Annotated in this window: 15 protein-coding genes; 9 read left to right on the forward strand and 6 right to left on the reverse strand. The window is 73.2% G+C overall.

Translation table 11 applies throughout. From position 1 onward, the window contains the following. Nucleotides 1-69: 69 nt before the first annotated feature. Nucleotides 70-819 (reverse strand): hypothetical protein, encoded by a 750-nt coding sequence (locus ACIRRU_RS28590; protein WP_403685225.1) that lies wholly within the window; start codon nucleotides 817-819, stop codon nucleotides 70-72. Between the two features lie 105 nt (nucleotides 820-924). Between ACIRRU_RS28590 and ggt the strand changes: the two genes are divergently transcribed. Beyond that, nucleotides 925-2,733 (forward strand): gamma-glutamyltransferase, encoded by a 1,809-nt coding sequence (gene ggt, locus ACIRRU_RS28595; protein ID WP_403685226.1) that lies wholly within the window; start codon nucleotides 925-927, stop codon nucleotides 2,731-2,733. A gap of 79 nt (nucleotides 2,734-2,812) precedes the next feature. Then, nucleotides 2,813-3,535 carry a glycoside hydrolase family 75 protein gene (locus ACIRRU_RS28600; protein ID WP_403685227.1) on the forward strand — a complete coding sequence of 241 codons (723 nt, stop codon included), beginning with the start codon at nucleotides 2,813-2,815 and terminating at the stop codon, nucleotides 3,533-3,535. A gap of 39 nt (nucleotides 3,536-3,574) precedes the next feature. Here the strand turns inward: ACIRRU_RS28600 and map are convergent, their stop codons facing one another. Next, a complete protein-coding gene (gene map / locus ACIRRU_RS28605) occupies nucleotides 3,575-4,342 on the reverse strand; it encodes a type I methionyl aminopeptidase (RefSeq protein ID WP_403685229.1) in 768 nt (255 codons plus the stop codon). A 72-nt stretch (nucleotides 4,343-4,414) separates the two neighbouring features. Between map and ACIRRU_RS28610 the strand changes: the two genes are divergently transcribed. The 7 genes from ACIRRU_RS28610 to ACIRRU_RS28640 all read left to right on the forward strand — a co-directional run bounded on the left by ACIRRU_RS28610 (nucleotide 4,415) and on the right by ACIRRU_RS28640 (nucleotide 11,472). Then, on the forward strand, nucleotides 4,415-4,684 hold the full coding sequence (locus tag ACIRRU_RS28610; protein WP_403685230.1) for a helix-turn-helix domain-containing protein: 270 nt from the start codon (nucleotides 4,415-4,417) through the stop codon (nucleotides 4,682-4,684). Nucleotides 4,685-4,734: 50 nt separating this feature from the next. After that, entirely contained in the window at nucleotides 4,735-5,115 is a 381-nt protein-coding gene (locus ACIRRU_RS28615) for a PPOX class F420-dependent oxidoreductase (RefSeq protein ID WP_363201579.1), read from the forward strand. 142 nt (nucleotides 5,116-5,257) lie between these two features. Beyond that, nucleotides 5,258-6,619: a hypothetical protein gene (locus tag ACIRRU_RS28620; protein WP_403685232.1), complete on the forward strand. Its 1,362-nt coding sequence runs from the start codon at nucleotides 5,258-5,260 to the stop codon at nucleotides 6,617-6,619. Between the two features lie 199 nt (nucleotides 6,620-6,818). Next, nucleotides 6,819-7,661, forward strand: coding sequence for a nitrilase-related carbon-nitrogen hydrolase (locus ACIRRU_RS28625; protein ID WP_403685233.1), 843 nt, complete (start codon nucleotides 6,819-6,821; stop codon nucleotides 7,659-7,661). Next, nucleotides 7,658-8,941, forward strand: coding sequence for an aspartate aminotransferase family protein (locus ACIRRU_RS28630; RefSeq protein WP_403685235.1), 1,284 nt, complete (start codon nucleotides 7,658-7,660; stop codon nucleotides 8,939-8,941). Before ACIRRU_RS28625 ends, ACIRRU_RS28630 begins: the two co-directional genes overlap by 4 nt. 120 nt (nucleotides 8,942-9,061) lie before the next feature. Beyond that, on the forward strand, nucleotides 9,062-10,462 hold the full coding sequence (hydA, locus tag ACIRRU_RS28635; RefSeq protein ID WP_403685237.1) for a dihydropyrimidinase: 1,401 nt from the start codon (nucleotides 9,062-9,064) through the stop codon (nucleotides 10,460-10,462). An 11-nt stretch (nucleotides 10,463-10,473) separates the two neighbouring features. Beyond that, the gene (locus tag ACIRRU_RS28640) at nucleotides 10,474-11,472 is read left to right on the forward strand and encodes a TIGR03842 family LLM class F420-dependent oxidoreductase (RefSeq protein ID WP_403685238.1); all 999 of its coding nucleotides are present in this window, start codon (nucleotides 10,474-10,476) and stop codon (nucleotides 11,470-11,472) included. Nucleotides 11,473-11,527: 55 nt separating this feature from the next. Here ACIRRU_RS28640 and ACIRRU_RS28645 read toward each other — a convergent pair whose 3' ends face one another. From ACIRRU_RS28645 to ACIRRU_RS28660, 4 genes are all read right to left on the reverse strand, one after another. Next, nucleotides 11,528-12,448 carry an NADP-dependent oxidoreductase gene (locus ACIRRU_RS28645; protein ID WP_403685240.1) on the reverse strand — a complete coding sequence of 307 codons (921 nt, stop codon included), beginning with the start codon at nucleotides 12,446-12,448 and terminating at the stop codon, nucleotides 11,528-11,530. Between the two features lie 85 nt (nucleotides 12,449-12,533). Continuing rightward, nucleotides 12,534-13,841: a glutaminase gene (locus ACIRRU_RS28650; protein WP_403685242.1), complete on the reverse strand. Its 1,308-nt coding sequence runs from the start codon at nucleotides 13,839-13,841 to the stop codon at nucleotides 12,534-12,536. Nucleotides 13,842-13,939: 98 nt separating this feature from the next. Next, the gene (locus tag ACIRRU_RS28655) at nucleotides 13,940-14,629 is read right to left on the reverse strand and encodes an NADPH-dependent F420 reductase (protein ID WP_403685243.1); all 690 of its coding nucleotides are present in this window, start codon (nucleotides 14,627-14,629) and stop codon (nucleotides 13,940-13,942) included. Then, a complete protein-coding gene (locus tag ACIRRU_RS28660; protein ID WP_403685245.1) occupies nucleotides 14,626-15,696 on the reverse strand; it encodes an LLM class flavin-dependent oxidoreductase in 1,071 nt (356 codons plus the stop codon). Before ACIRRU_RS28660 ends, ACIRRU_RS28655 begins: the two co-directional genes overlap by 4 nt. Nucleotides 15,697-15,732 lie beyond the last annotated feature (36 nt).

Here is a 15,732-nt window from a genome sequence, read left to right on the forward strand (position 1 = left end):
CGTGCCGGGTTCCGTTCCGTCCCGGAAAATCCCGGTCCCGGGGGCGGCCCGGGAAGCGGGGTGCCGTGCTCAGTCGCCCGCCCGGTGCGACGCCGGTGCGCCGCCGGCCGGTACGGGCGCCTGCGCCTCGCGCGTCACATCACCGACGACCTCGACCACATCGGGGCCGTACGCCTGGGAGTTGAGGACCTTCAGCAGCAGGCAGAACGACTTGCGGCCGTGCTTGCGCAGCAGCTTCTCGTGGTTGCGGGCCACATAGCGGGTCGCCGCCTGGTTGGTGATGGCCCGCTGCCCGCAGAACACGAAGACCGGGCGGGCGTCCTGCCCGCCGGTCAGCCGGGCGAGCAGGACGTACTCCGCGGTCCCCGGCTCCAGCCGGTAGCGCTCCGACCCGATCTGGAAGGCCCCCTGGTCGGGGCCCGGCTCCTGTCCGGTGTTCACCCGCACCCCGGGGAGCAGGGTGCGCAGATGGGCCGCCATCCGCTGGTTGGAGACCGGCCCGCCCACGCAGAATTCCGTGCGCTCCCCGAACCCCTGCTGGGCCGTGTCGTGGGAGACGATCTGCGCGTGCGCCCCGCAGTCCTTGATCAGCGCGGACAGCTCCAGCAGCGCGAAGGCGTCGTAGCGGTGCACGGAACCGTCCGCGCCCGCGTACCGGTTGACCACCAGCAGGCACTCGGAGTTGTGCGGCAGCCCGAAGAAGGTCTGTTTGCGGCGGAGCTTGCGCCGCCACAGGTGGGTGCGGGCCAGCCAGCCCAGCGCACCGCTGAGACCGGCCGCTATCACGCCCAGCACGATGTCGCGCATGTCGTCCGTCATGGGCGCGCATGCTATCGGTCGATCGGGTATCCGTTCGAGGCGGTCCTGACGATCCGCCTCCGCCGGGACTACGCTGCGGCGGAGATCCGTTGACTGGAGGTACGTATGCGTCGTTCCGTCGGCCGGAACACGTCCTTGCTGGCCGTTCTCGCGGTGGTCGCGTCCGTGGGGGCCGCCGCCCCTGCGGGCTCCGCCACCGGGCGGCCCGCACCGCCCAAGTCCCCGGTGGCGGTGGGGTACGGGGGAGCGGTGTCGAGCGTCGACGCGGACGCGTCGGCCGCCGGGATCGAGGTACTGCGCAAGGGCGGCAACGCGGTGGACGCGGCCGTCGCCACCGCGGCCGCCCTGGGGGTGACCGAGCCGTACTCCGCGGGCATCGGCGGTGGCGGCTACTTCGTCCACTACGACGCGAAGAAGCGCCAGGTGCGGACCATCGACGGCCGTGAGACCGCGCCCCGCAGCGCGGACGCCTCCCTCTTCCTGGAGAACGGCAAGCCGATCCCGTTCGAGGAGGGCGTGACCAGCGGCCTCGGCGTCGGCACCCCCGGCACCCCGGCCACCTGGGAGCGGGCGCTGGACAGCTGGGGCAGCAAGTCCCTGCGTACGCTGCTGGAACCGGCGCGGCGTCTGGCCCGGGACGGCTTCGTGGTGGACGGCACCTTCCGCTCGCAGACGGCCGACAACCAGGCCCGGTTCGCCGACTTCCCGGCCTCCGCCGAGCTGTTCCTGCCGGGCGGCGAACTCCCCGTCGTCGGCTCGGTGTTCAAGAACCCGGACCTGGCCCGTACCTACGCGACCCTCGCCCGGCAGGGCGTCGGCGCGCTGTACAAGGGCGAGTTGGCCGACGACATCGTCCGTACCGTGCGCAAGCCCCCGGTCGACCCGGACGCCGACCGCGTCGTCCGCCCCGGCGACCTCACCCGCACGGACCTCACCTCCTACCGGACCCTGCGCCAGGACCCGACCAGGGTCGGCTACCGGGGCCTGGACGTCTACGGCATGGCCCCCTCCTCCTCCGGCGGCACCGGTGTCGGCGAGGCGCTCAACATCCTGGAGTCCACCGACCTCTCCCGGGCGGACCGCACCCGCTATCTGCACCGGCTGATCGAGGCGAGCCGGATCGCCTTCGCGGACCGGGGCCGCTGGGTGGGCGACCCGGCCTTCGAGGACGTCCCCACCAAGGAGCTGCTGAGCCAGCGGTTCGCCAACTCCCGCGCCTGCCTGATCCGCGACGACAAGGCGCTGACCAGTCCGCTGGCACCGGGCGACCCGCGCGACCCCGAGCGGTGCACCGCCGGAGACAAGGCCGCCCCGACCACATACGAGGGCGAGAACACCACGCACCTCACGACGGCCGACAAGTGGGGCAACGTCGTCGCCTACACCCTGACCATCGAGTCCACCGGCGGCAGCGGCATCACCGTGCCCGGCCGGGGCTTCCTGCTCAACAACGAGCTGACCGACTTCTCCTTCGCCCCGGCCGACCCGGCGGTGCACGACCCGAACCTCCCGGGGCCCGCCAAGCGCCCGCGCTCCTCGATGTCCCCGACGATCGTGCTCAAGCACGGCAAGCCGGTCCTGGCCCTCGGCTCCCCGGGCGGGGCCACGATCATCACCACCGTCCTCCAGACGCTCACCGGACACCTCGACCGGGGCCTCCCGCTGGTCGACGCGATCGCCGCGCCGCGCGCCAGCCAGCGCAACGCACCGGCCACGGAGATCGAGCCGGAGCTGTGGAACAGCCCGGTCCGGGCGGAGCTGGAGAAGCTCGGCCACGCCTTCAAGCAGAACCCGGAGATCGGGGCGGCCACCGGCGTCCAGCGGCTGCCCGACGGCCGCTGGCTGGCGGCGGCGGAAAAGGTGCGCCGGGGTGGCGGCTCGGCAAGGGTGGTGCACCCGGGCGGCGGGCACTGAGCCGGTCGCACGGAGCAGGGCGGCGGCCCCGACGGACCGCCCGCTCCCCGGCCGGTCCACGGAAGGGTCCCTCCGCTCCATGCGCACCCGAACGCTCGCCCTGACCTCCGTCGTCTGCGGCGCGGCGCTGCTCACCGCGGCGCTGCCCGCGGCCGCCGACGAAACGGACGCGACCGCACCGCGGACGGCGGAGGCGGGGGAGGCGGCGGCACCGGCCGCCGTGACCGCCGCCGACCTGCTGGCCGGGGTCCGTTCCTGCCGGCGGATCTCCCAGGGCCGGTACCGCACGGACAGCGGCAGCGCGAAGGCCACCGTCCCCGTCTGCGGGACCCGGGACGCGGTGTTCTGGAAGGCGGACATGGACATCGACTGCGACGGCCGCAGGTCCAGGGCCTGCAACAGGAAGACCGACCCCTACTTCCTGCCGGAGACCGCTTTCACCTCGTCCCGCGGCAAGCCGCTCGACTCGGCCGCGCTGCCCCATGTGGTGGTACCGGGGCCGAGCAAGGTGTGGGACTACCGGAAGTCGGGTCTCGGCGGCGGCAGCGTCGTGGCCGTCGTGTACCGCGGCCGGGTGAGCTACGGCGTCATCGGCGACACCGGCCCGACGCGGATCATCGGGGAGGCGTCGTACGCCATGGCGAAGACGCTGGGCATCGACCCGGACCCGGTGAGCGGGGGCGCCGGATCCGGGGTCACCTACATCGCGTTCAAAAACTCCCGTATCTCGCCGATCGAGAGCCGCGCCACGGCGCGGAGCCGGGGCGAGCAGCTGGCCAGGCGGTTCGTCGGGCGCCCCTGAGGGGCGGCGGGCCGGCCCCTGGCCGGCGCCGGACGGGGGTCACAGCACCGTCAGGACGCGCGGCCCGTCGTCCGTGATCGCCACCGTGTGCTCGCTGTGGGCGGCCCGGCTCCCGTCGGTCGTCCGCAGCGTCCAGCCGTCCCGGTCCTCGCGGAACGCGTCGCCGCCGCCCGCGATCAGCATGGGCTCGATCGCCAGGACCATCCCGTGCCGCAGCGGCATCCCGCGCCCCGGGCGGCCCTCGTTCGGCACGGCCGGGTCCTCGTGCATCGACCGTCCGATGCCGTGCCCCCCGTACCCCTCCATGATCCCGTAACCCGCGTCCCGGCAGACCGTGCCGATCGCGTGGGCGATGTCGCCGATCCGGTTGCCCACCACGGCCGCGGCGATCCCGGCCTCCAGGGCCCGCACGGACGCGGCGATCAGCCGGGTGTCGGCGGGGCGGGCGCGGCCCACCGTGAAGCTGACCGCCGCGTCGCCCGCCCACCCGTCGAGGAGCGCGCCCGCGTCCACGCTGACCAGGTCGCCGTCCCGGAGCGGCTCGTCGGAGGGGATGCCGTGCACGATCGCGTCGTTGACGGACACGCAGATCACGGCGGGGAAGGGGGTGGAGGCGAAGTGCGGACGGTAGTTCAGGAACGGCGAGGCGGCCCCGACCTCGCGCAGCACCTCGCGGGCCGCCTCGTCCAGTTCGCGGGGGGTCACGCCGACCGCCGCCGCCTCCCGGGCCCGGGTCAGGATCTGCGCGACGACCCGGCCGGACGCGCGCATGGCTTCGATGTGTGTGTCTGTCTTGAGCTGCACCATGCCCATTACTATACCGCTTGAGCGGTATAGTAATGACGGTATAGAAATCGCTTCGCGTAGTAGACTCAGGCCATGGTCCGTACTCCTCTGACTCCCGAAGAGCGTCTGCGCGGCGAGCGGCTCGGTCTGCTGCTCCGTGAGGCCCGCGGCGAGCGCAGCATGGTCTCCGTCGCCGCGAGCGCCGGAATCTCCGCCGAGACCCTCCGCAAGATCGAGACCGGCCGCGCCCCCACGCCCGCGTTCTTCACCGTGGCCGCCCTCGCCGGAGCCCTGGGCCTCTCCCTGGACGACGTGCTCGGCCGCTGCGCGCCCGCACCGGCCGCGGCGCCGCTGATCGCGTAGACGCCCCCGGCGGCTCCCGGCCGGTGCGGGCAGGGCGTAGGGTCACGCGCGTGACTCTCCAGGACTTCGCGCGCAGCGAATACGTCAGTCTGACCACCTACCGCAAGGACGGCACGCCCGTCGCCACGCCTGTCTGGGCGGCGGCCGAGGGGGAGGTGCTGTACGTCTGGACCCGCTCCGACGCGTGGAAGGTCAAGCGGCTCCGCAACAACAGCAAGGTGCTCGTCACCGTCTGCGACGTCCGCGGCCGGATCGCCGACGGGGCCCCGAGCGCCGAAGGCACGGGCAGGCTGCTGGACGCCGACGCCACCCGCGCGGCGCGCAAGCTGCTGTCCCGCAAGTACACCTGGAAGTTCTGGCTCATCGACTGGCCCGCCACGGTCGCCCGGCTCGGCAAGCGCCCGCACACCGGCATCGCCATCACCTTCTGATCCGCTTCGAGGGGGCGCGCTTCCGGGCGGTCGCGCGCCCGCCGCAGCGTGCCTGAAAGCTGTCCGTAGCCTTCCCGTAACACCCCTGCGGTCGAATGCCTCCTCACGGGAGTGTTCCGGCCGACAGTCGGCGAGGGCGGCGATGACGGTACGTCAGCAGGCGGTGCGAGAAGACGAGTTCGCGCCGTATCTCCGTGATCTGGTGGCGCGGCTCGATCCCGGGCGCGGTTGGTACGGGGTCTTCACCCGGCGCGACCCGGTGGGGATGCGGTCCTGCCTGGACGGGGAGGAGATCCCGCCCTGGGACGTCGTCGAGTCGCTGCTGGCGGACCTGGCCGCGCTGCACGGAGCGCACGTCGCCGAGCGGGTCTCGGTGCGGGCGGCCACGCTCCACTCCGCGTCCGCCGCCGCCCGCGACCGGCGGCCCGGGGGGCGCCAGGAACTGGTCCGGCGGCTGGAGTTGATGCTCCGCGAGCAGGCCCGTGCGGCGGAACGGCTGGGTGGCGCCGGTACCGCCACCGGCCCGGACCGGGACGGCCCGGAGGCCCTGGCCTGGGCCCGCGACGACCACGAACGGGCCTCCGCGCGCTGCGTGGAACTGCGCGGACGGCTGACGGCTCTGACGGCGCGCGGCACGACAGCTCCGGCCGAACGGACCTCCGGCACCCACGCCTCCGGAGGCGTCTTCGACGTGTACGCCGAGCCCGCCGCCGCGTCCACGCCCGCCCCTGCGCCCGTGCGCAAGAAGCCGCGTGGCGCGCGGTTCGCCGGGCTGGAGACGGACGACGGGCCCGGCGCCGCCGTACCCGTACCGGATCCCCTGCCGCCCGTCCCCACGCCTTCCGCCGCCCCGGCTCCGCGCGGGGCGCGCTTCGGCGGAGGCAGGGGGGAGGCGGGGCGCCCCGCCTCCGGTCGGGGGCGGGGGCCGGACCCCGTACCGGACCCGGCCGCTGAGCAGGCCGTGGCCGCCGCCGTGGGCCGGCTGCTCCGGCTGCGCGCCGAGGGCCGGAGCGGCGAGGCCCACGGGGTGCTCTGCGAGGTCGCCGCCTGGCCCGCGCCCCGGCTGCCGGTCCTGGCGGTGGCCCTGTGCCGGGCGGGCCTCGCCGCCGACTGGAGGACCCTGCTGTGGGAGGTGTCCTCGCTGCCGCCCGCCGCCTTTGCCGCCGCGGCGGGCGCGCTGGCCGCGGCGGGGCGCGACGAGGACTGCGGGCAGCTCCTGCGCCAGGGTGTGGCCCGGCCCGCCGGGGAGGTGGGCGACGCGGCGCTCTGCCTGGACGGCGCGGGCCGGGAGCGGGAGGCGCTGGACCTGCTCGGTGCGTTCGTCCGCGTACGCACCCCGCAGGAGGCCGCCGCCCTCGCCGTGAGCGCCTGGGGCCCGGCGGCGGGCGGGACCTCCGGAGCGCGGCTGGTGGCCCTCCTGCTGGCCGCCGCCCGCGAGGTGTCCGCGGAGCGCGCCCGGGACCTGGTGCACGCGCTGCGTGTGGCGGGCGTGCCCGGGGTCTGAGCCTCCCGCGCGTACCGCCGTCCGGTCGGTACCGTGTCCGTTGTGGACCGCTCGGGTACGAAACATGATCGACTCCGCCGGTTCACGGCGATGGTCTTGCCCCTCCGGACCACGGGGCTTACGTTCTCCATCCATGCACCGATCTACGTGCGTAGAGAACGCGTGCAGGCTCTCTGACGCCGCGTCGAAGGAGCAGCTCATGTCCCACGTCGTACGCGCCGCACTCGTCCAGGCGACCTGGACCGGCGACACCGAATCGATGATTGCCAAGCACGAGGAGCACGCCCGCGAGGCCGCCCGTCAGGGGGCGGAGATCATCGGCTTCCAGGAGGTGTTCAACGCCCCCTACTTCTGCCAGGTCCAGGAGCCCGAGCACTACCGCTGGGCCGAGCCGGTCCCGGACGGGCCGACCGTCCGCCGGATGCGGGACCTGGCCCGGGAGACCGGCATGGTGATCGTGGTCCCGGTCTTCGAGATCGAGCAGACCGGCTTCTACTACAACACCGCCGCCGTGATCGACGCCGACGGCTCCTACCTCGGCAAGTACCGCAAGCACCACATCCCGCAGGTCAAGGGGTTCTGGGAGAAGTTCTACTTCCGGCCCGGCAACGCGGGCTGGCCGGTCTTCGACACCGCCGTCGGCAAGGTCGGCGTCTACATCTGCTACGACCGGCACTTCCCCGAGGGGTGGCGGCAACTGGGGCTCGGTGGAGCCCAGTTGGTCTACAACCCGTCGGCCACCTCGCGCGGCCTCTCCAGCCACCTCTGGCAGCTGGAGCAGCCCGCCTCCGCCGTCGCCAACGAGTACTTCGTCGCCGCGATCAACCGCGTCGGCCGTGAGGAGTACGGCGACAACGACTTCTACGGCACCAGCTACTTCGTCGACCCGCGCGGCCAGTTCGTCGGTGACGTCGCCAGCGACAAGGACGAGGAACTCCTCGTCCGCGACCTGGACTTCGGGCTGATCGACGAGGTCCGCCGGCAGTGGGCGTTCTACCGCGACCGACGGCCCGACGCCTACGAGGGGCTGGTGCGGCCGTGACCGGCCTCTACGAGCGCCACCGCGCCGTGGCCCCCGACTGGCTGGCCCTCTACTACCGCCGGCCGCTGGAACTCACCCACGGCGAGGGGCGCCACGTCTGGGACGCGGACGGCAACCGCTATCTGGACTTCTTCGGCGGCATCCTCACCACCATGACCGCCCACGCGCTGCCCGAGGTCACCAAGGCGGTCGCCGAGCAGGCCGGGCGGATCATCCACTCCTCCACCCTCTACCTCAACCGCCCCATGGTGGAACTGGCCGAGCGGATCGCCACCCTCTCCGGCATCCCCGACGCCCGGGTCTTCTTCACCACCTCGGGCACCGAGGCCAACGACACCGCGCTGCTCCTGGCCACCGCCCACCGCGGGTCCAACCAGATCCTCGCGATGCGCAACAGCTACCACGGCCGGTCGTTCTCCACGGTGTCCGTCACCGGAAACCAGGCCTGGTCGCCCACGAGCCTCTCCCCGCTCCAGACCCTGTACGTCCACGGCGGCGTCCGCACCCGGGGACCGTACGCCGAGCTGAGCGACCAGAGGTTCATCCAGGCGTGCGTCTCGGACCTGGAGGACCTGCTCGGCCACACCCGCAACCCCGCCGCGCTGATCGCCGAACCCATCCAGGGCGTCGGCGGCTTCACCTCCCCGCCCGACGGACTGTTCGCCGCCTTCCGGGAAGTCCTGGACCGGCACGGCGTGCTGTGGATCTCGGACGAGGTGCAGACCGGCTGGGGGCGCACCGGCGAGCACTTCTGGGGCTGGCAGGCGCACGAGCGGAGCGGGCCGCCGGACATCCTCACCTTCGCCAAGGGCATCGGCAACGGCATGTCGGTCGGGGGAGTGGTCGCCCGCGCCGAGGTGATGAACTGCCTCGACGCCAACTCCATCTCCACCTTCGGCGGTTCACCCGTCACCATGGCCGCGTCCCTCGCCAACCTCTCCTACCTCCTGGACCACGACCTCCAGGGCAACGCGCGGCGCGTCGGCGGTCTCCTCATCGAGCGGCTGCGGTCCGTCGCGGCCGCTTCCCCCGCCGTACGCGAGGTGCGCGGCCGGGGCCTGATGATCGGCATCGAACTGGTGCGGCCCGGCACCGACGAGGCCGACCCGGACGCCGCCGCGGCCGTCCTCGAAGCGGCACGGGAGGGCGGGCTGCTCATCGGCAAGGGCGGCGGCCACAGCACCAGCGTGCTCAGGATCGCCCCGCCCATGACCCTGACCGTCGCCGAGGCCGAGGAGGGCGCGGCGATCCTCGCGGACGCCCTGCACGCGGCGGGCTGACCTGCCCCGGGGCCCGTCCGCCGTACGCGCGTCCGACGCCGTACCCGCCCAACGCCCAACGGGGCGCCCCGCCGTACCGCCGTCCGGCCGGGCGGGGCGCCCCGCAGTGAGGAGGAACCCATGAGCCGCACCGTCATCCGCGGCGGCCTCGTCATCACCGCGTCCGACGAGATCCACGCCGACGTCCTGATCGAGGGCGGCCGGATCGCCGCGCTGGCCGCCCACGGCACCGACACCGCCGGGAGCTGGAGCGCCGACCGGAGCATCGACGCGACGGGCAAGTACGTCATCCCGGGCGGTGTCGACGCCCACACCCACATGGAGATGCCCTTCGGCGGCACCTACGCGGCCGACACCTTCGAGACCGGCACCCGGGCCGCCGCCTGGGGCGGCACCACCACCATCGTCGACTTCGCGATCCAGAGCGTCGGCTCGTCCCTGCGCGAGGGACTGGACACCTGGTACGGCAAGGCGGACGGCAACTGCGCCGTCGACTACGCCTTCCACATGATCCTCGCGGACGTGAACCCCTCCTCGCTCCGGGAGATGGACCGCCTGGTCGCCGAGGGCGTCACCTCCTTCAAGCTGTTCATGGCCTACCCGGGCGTCTTCTACTCCGACGACGGCCAGATCCTGCGCGCCATGCAACAGGCCGCGGGCAACGGCGGGCTGATCATGATGCACGCCGAGAACGGCATCGCCATCGATGTCCTGGTCGAGCAGGCCCTCGCCGCCGGCCGCACCGACCCCCGCTACCACGGGGACGTCCGCAAGGTCGCCCTGGAGGCCGAGGCCACCCACCGCGCCGTCCAGCTCGCCCGGGTCGCCGGAGCGCCCCTCTACGTCGTGCACGTCTCCGCCGACGAGGCGGTGGCGGAGATCGCCGCCGCCCGCCACAAGGGTCTCCCCGTCTTCGGCGAGACCTGTCCGCAGTACCTGTTCCTGTCCACCGACAACCTCGCCGAGCCGGACTTCGAGGGCGCCAAGTACGTCTGCTCCACGCCGCTGCGCCCCAAGGAGCATCAGGAAGCCCTGTGGCGGGGGCTGCGCAACAACGAGCTCCAGGTCGTCTCCACCGACCACTGCCCGTTCTGCTTCTCGGGGCAGAAGGAGATGGGCCGCGGCGACTTCTCCAAGATCCCCAACGGTATGCCGGGCGTCGAACACCGGATGGACCTGCTGCACCAGGCCGTCGTCGACGGGCACATCACCCGCCGCCGCTGGATCGAGATCGCCTGCGCCTCCCCGGCCCGGATGTTCGGCCTCTACCCGAAGAAGGGCACCATCGCCCCGGGCGCCGACGCGGACATCGTCATCTACGACCCGGCCGCCGAGCACACCCTGTCCGCCGAGACCCACCACATGAACGTCGACTACTCGGCGTACGAGGGGCGACGCGTCACCGGGCAGGTCGAGACCGTGCTCTCACGCGGCGAACTCGTCATCGAGGCACGCACGTTCACCGGGCGCGTCGGACACGGCACCTACACCCCCCGCGCCACCTCCCAGTATCTCGACTAGGAGCACCAGCCATGGACTTCGGACTCGTCCTCCAGACCGACCCGCCCGCCTCCGCCGTCGTCGGTCTGATGCGCCGCGCCGAGCGCAACGGGTTCCGCTACGGCTGGACCTTCGACTCGGCGGTGCTGTGGCAGGAGCCGTTCGTCATCTACAGCCGCATCCTGGAGCACACGGACAGGATGACCGTGGGGCCCATGGTCACCAACCCCGGGACCCGCACCTGGGAGGTCACCGCCTCGACCTTCGCCACGCTCAACGACATGTACGGCAACCGCACCGTCTGCGGCATCGGGCGCGGCGACTCCGCGATGCGGGTCGCGGGCCGCCGCCCCAACACCCTGGCCCGCCTCGGTGAGGCCATCGACGCCATCCGGGACCTGGCCGAGGGCCGGGAGGCGACGGTGGACGAGCAGCCGGTGCGCATCCCGTGGGTGAAGGACGGGCGGCTGCCGGTGTGGATGGCCGCGTACGGGCCCAAGGCGCTGGCCCTGGCCGGGCAGAAGGCCGACGGGTTCATCCTCCAGCTCGCCGACCCCTTCCTCACCGAATGGATGATCAAGGCGGTACGGGACGCGGCGGCCGAGGCCGGGCGGGATCCCGACGCCGTCACCATCTGCGTCGCCGCCCCGGCGTACGTCGGGGACGACCTCGGCCACGCCCGGGAGCAGTGCCGGTGGTTCGGCGGCATGGTCGGCAACCACGTCGCGGACCTGGTCGCCCGCTACGGCGAGCGCTCGGAGATGGTGCCCGAGGAGCTGACCGCGTACATCAAGGACCGGCACGGCTACGACTACAGCCACCACGGCCGCGCCGGGAACACCTCGACCGACTTCGTCCCGGACGAGATCGTGGACCGCTTCTGCCTGCTCGGTCCGGCGGAGGCGCACATCGACAAGCTCCGCCGGCTCAAGGACCTCGGCGTCGACCAGTTCGCCGTCTACGCCATGCACGACGACCGGGAAGGCACCATCGACGCCTACGGGTCCGTCGTCATCCCGGCGCTGGGCTGAACGACGCCGGGGCCACTACGGCGCCGCCGCGCCGGAGCGGGGCCGGGCCGGTGCCTCACCCCGGGAGCACCACGAGCTTGCCGCCCGGGTGCCCGGACCGGCTCACCTCCAGCGCCGCGCTCACCTCGCTCAGGGGGTACGTACCCGCGACGGGCACCCGCAGCCGCCCCGCCTCGATGAGGGCGAGGATCTCCGCGAGCGCCTCGGGCCGCCCGGCTCCGGGTTCGCCCATGTGCAGCTGGATCCCGGTGTCCGCGGCGTCGAACGCCACCAGCGACAGGACGCGCTCCGGGCCGCCGGCCAGGGCGATCGAGTCCGGGATCTCGCCGCGGCCCGAGGCGTCGAGGACCGCGTCGACGCCCTGCGGGGACAGCGCCCGTACGCGGTCGGCGAGGCCCGCGCCGTAGGTGACCGGCTCGGCGCCGAGGTCGCGCAGCCGCGCGTGGTTGCGCTCGGCCGCGGTGCCGATGACGCGCACGCCGCGGGCGACGGCCAGTTGTACGGCAAAGGTGCCCACGCCCCCGGCGGCGGCGTGGACCAGCAGCGTCTCTCCGGCGGAGACCCGGAGCTTGCCGAGCACCTCCCACGCCGTGATGCCCGTACCGGCCAGGGTCCCGGCGACCTCCCACGGGACGGACGCGGGCTTGGCGACCAGGGCGGCGGGGTCGGCCAGCGCGGACTGCGCGTAGGCGGGGGTGAGGGACGCTCCCAGCACCTCGTCCCCGACGCCGAAGGCGCTCACGCCGGCGCCGACCTGGTCGACGACTCCCGCCACGTCGGAGCCGAGTCCGCCCGGCAGGTCGAGGGGCATCATCCCGCGCATGGCGCCGCTGAGGATCTTGTGGTCGACCGGGTTGACGCCCGCAGCCCGCACCGCGAGCCGCACCTGTCCCGGGCCCGCGGTGAGCGGCGCGACCTCGGCCACCCGCAGGACATCGGGGTCGCCGTAGGAGTCGAATCGGATGGCAAGGGGCATGGCAGCGTCTCCGGATCCTCGGGGCGGGGGGGGCGAATACCCCGTGTTCCACCCTAGACCCGCCTGGTTGATGTATCAACATATGTCAGGAAGGGGCCCCGTCCGTGTCGCGCGCCGGAGCGGTCACCGCCTCGCCGGTCTCGCGGACGACGGTGAGGTGCCCGCCGTCTCCCGGGTCGGGGTCGGGCAGCGTCGTCTCGGGGTCGACGAGGTAGACGTCGTGGCCGTCGAGGGTGAGGCGGCGGGTGATCTCCAGGATCATGCGGCGCGCGACGTCGTCGATGCTGTGGACGCGGGTGAGGTCGATGGCGATCCGGGTTTCCGCGGGGGTGGTGTTCTGGACCTCGCGCACGACGCGTTCGGCTTCCGCGAAACCGATGCCGCCCTGGAGGTCGAGGACGCGCACGGCGTGAGGCGGGGTGCCGGTGGTGTGGTGGGAGCGCAGGACCGCTCGCGCGGTGGGGGGCACCCCCATGAGGTGCAGCCCCATGTCGTTGGAGAGGCGCTCGAACAGGGACACTCCGCGCACGCTGTTGCCGTGGTGGTCCAGGCGGGGGGAGAAGGTGGCGATGCCGATACGGCCGGGCAGGGAGCCGATGAGACCTCCGGCCACGCCGCTCTTGGCGGGGATGCCGACCTGGGTGATCCAGTCGCCCGCGGCGTCGTACATACCGCAGCTGAACATGACGCTCAGCACCTGGCGTACGACCTTCTCGGGGACGACCTGTTCGCCGGTGACGGGGTTGACGCCGCGGTTGGCGAGCGTGGCCGCCATGACGGCCAGGTCGCGGGTGGTGACGAGCAGGGCGCACTGCCGGGTGTAGCCCTCGACGGTCACGGCGGGGTCCTGGGTGAGGACGTCATGGCTGCGCAGCATGTGCGCGATGGCGAGATTGCGGTGGGCGTGGGCCAGCTCCGACGCGCACACCTTCTCGTCCACGGCCAGCGGGCGGCCGGCGAAGGCGGAGAGGCCCTCGATGACGCGCTCCACCCGCTCGGCCGGGCCGGAGTCCGCTGCGGCGGTGAGGGAGTGGGTGGTGATGGCACCCGCGTTGATCATGGGGTTGAGGGGGCGCCCGGTGCCGTGTTCCAGGGAGATCTCGTTGAAGGCCTCGCCGGAGGGCTCGACACCGACCTTGGCCAGGACCGGGGCGAACCCGCGGTCGGCCAGAGCCAGCGCGTAGGCGAACGGCTTGGAGATCGACTGGATGGTGAAGGGGACGTCGACGTCCCCGACGCCGTAGACCTGACCGTCCACGGTCGCCAGGGCCACGCCCAGGCGCTCCGGGTCCGCGCCCGCCAGCTCGGGGATGTAGGCCGCCGGAGCGCCGGAGGCGTCCGGTTCCACCTCTCCCAGTACCTCGGCCAGATAGTCGGGAATGATGGGCCGCATACTTGCCTCTTCGTTCGGAGTACCGGTCCCGGCCGCTGACGTACGGCCGGATGCCCCGGCGGGGTGTCCCGCCGGGGTCTGAAGCGGGGAGCCCGAGGTTACGGCAGTGCCGGGGCGGCGGGGACGCCGTCGTCGGCCGCTTCCCCGAGGGGGTGCGCCGGGACGGGGGCGGTGAGCGCGCGGAGCCGCTCGGCGTCGACGTTCGCTCCGAACGCCGGGGTCCCCGGTTCGAGCCGGACGCCCGCCGCGAGGCCGCCGATGGGGAGCGGGTCGAAACCGATCGCGTCGATCAGCGCGGACACCTCGGCCAGGTCGGCGGGGGAGTCCCCGGCGACGGCGATGGCCTTGCGTCCGGGCCGGCCCGCCGGGCGCGCCCCGTCCTCCAGGTCGTGGTAGCCCATGTGGTTCAGGGCCTTCACGACCCGGGCGCCCGCCAGGAACCGCTGGACCGCCTCGCTGGAGGAGGTCTCCGGCGGCAGGACCGCGTCGCGGGGACCGTCCACCTCCCACCAGTGGTTCATCGCGTCGACGACCAGCTTGCCCGCGAGTTCCCCGGCGGGCAGCGCGCGGTGCCTGCCGAGCGGAAGGGCGAGCACCACGATGTCGGCGGCCCCCGCGGCCTGGGCCGGCCAGACCGCGGTCGCGCCGGGCATGAGGACCTTCGCGGTCAGGGTGATCCTGGCGGGGTCGCCGGAGCCGGAGACCAGGACCCGGTATCCGGCGGCGACCGCCAGCCGGGCGAGGACGGTGCCGAGCTTCCCGGCCCCCAGAATTCCCACGGTGGTCATCGGGTGGCTCCCGCCGTGCCCGCGGGCGCCTCGGCGAGCAGTTCGCGGACCCGGGGGATGACCCCGGTGCCGTACAGCTCGACCGACCGCAGCCGCGCGGAGGCGGCCACCGTCCCGGCGGTGGAATAGATCATGTCGAACCGGCCGGCGTCCAGCACCCGCATGGCGTGCGCGATCTTGGACGCGACCGTCTCCACCGAGCCGACGTACAGCGAGCCGTGCTCCACCTCGGACTCGAACTCCTCCCGGCGCAGCGGGGGCCAGCCGCGCTGCCGCCCGATGCGGTCCCGGATCTCCCGGTACCCGGGGTAGAAGAGCTCCCTGGCCTCCTCGTCGGTGGCGGCGACCAGACCGGGGGAGTGGACTCCGACCGGCTGCGCGGCGGTACCGGCCTCCTCGCTCGCGCGCCGGTACAGGTCCACGTACGGGGCGAACCGGTCGGGCGCGCCGCCGATGATGGCGAGCATGAGCCGGAAGCCGTAATGCGCCGTGCGGATGACCGACTGCGGCGTCCCGCCGACCCCGACCCAGGTGGTGAGCCGCCCCGATTCGGTCTTCGGGTACACGTCCGCCTCGTTCAGCGCGGCGCGTGTGGTGCCCTCCCAGGTGACCGGCTTCTCGTCCAGGAGCCGGTGGAACAGCTCGATCTTCTCCTCGAACAGCACCTCGTAGTCCTGGAGGTCGTATCCGAACAGGGGGAAGGACTCGGTGAAGGAACCGCGCCCGAGGATCACCTCGGCGCGGCCCCCGGAGAGGGCGTCGAGCGTCGCGAAACGCTGGAACACGCGCACCGGGTCGTCGGAGGACAGCACGGTCACGCCCGACGCGAGCCGGATGCGCTCCGTCGCGGTCGCGATGCCCGCCAGGACGGTCTCGGGGCTGGAGATCGCGTACTCGGGCCGGTGGTGCTCGCCCAGCGCCACCACGTCGATGCCGACCTGATCGGCCAGGACGGCCTCTTCCACCGTGGCGCGGATGGCCTGGGCGTGCGAGACCACCTCGCCGTGTTCGTCGCGCGGCAGGTCCCCGAAGCTGTCGATGCCGAATTCGAGACGGGAAACATCCATCGTGGGGCCTTCTCTCGACGTTCTTGCCATGCCGGG

This window comes from Streptomyces sp. NPDC101181 (assembly GCF_044767975.1).
Classification (GTDB): domain Bacteria; phylum Actinomycetota; class Actinomycetes; order Streptomycetales; family Streptomycetaceae; genus Streptomyces.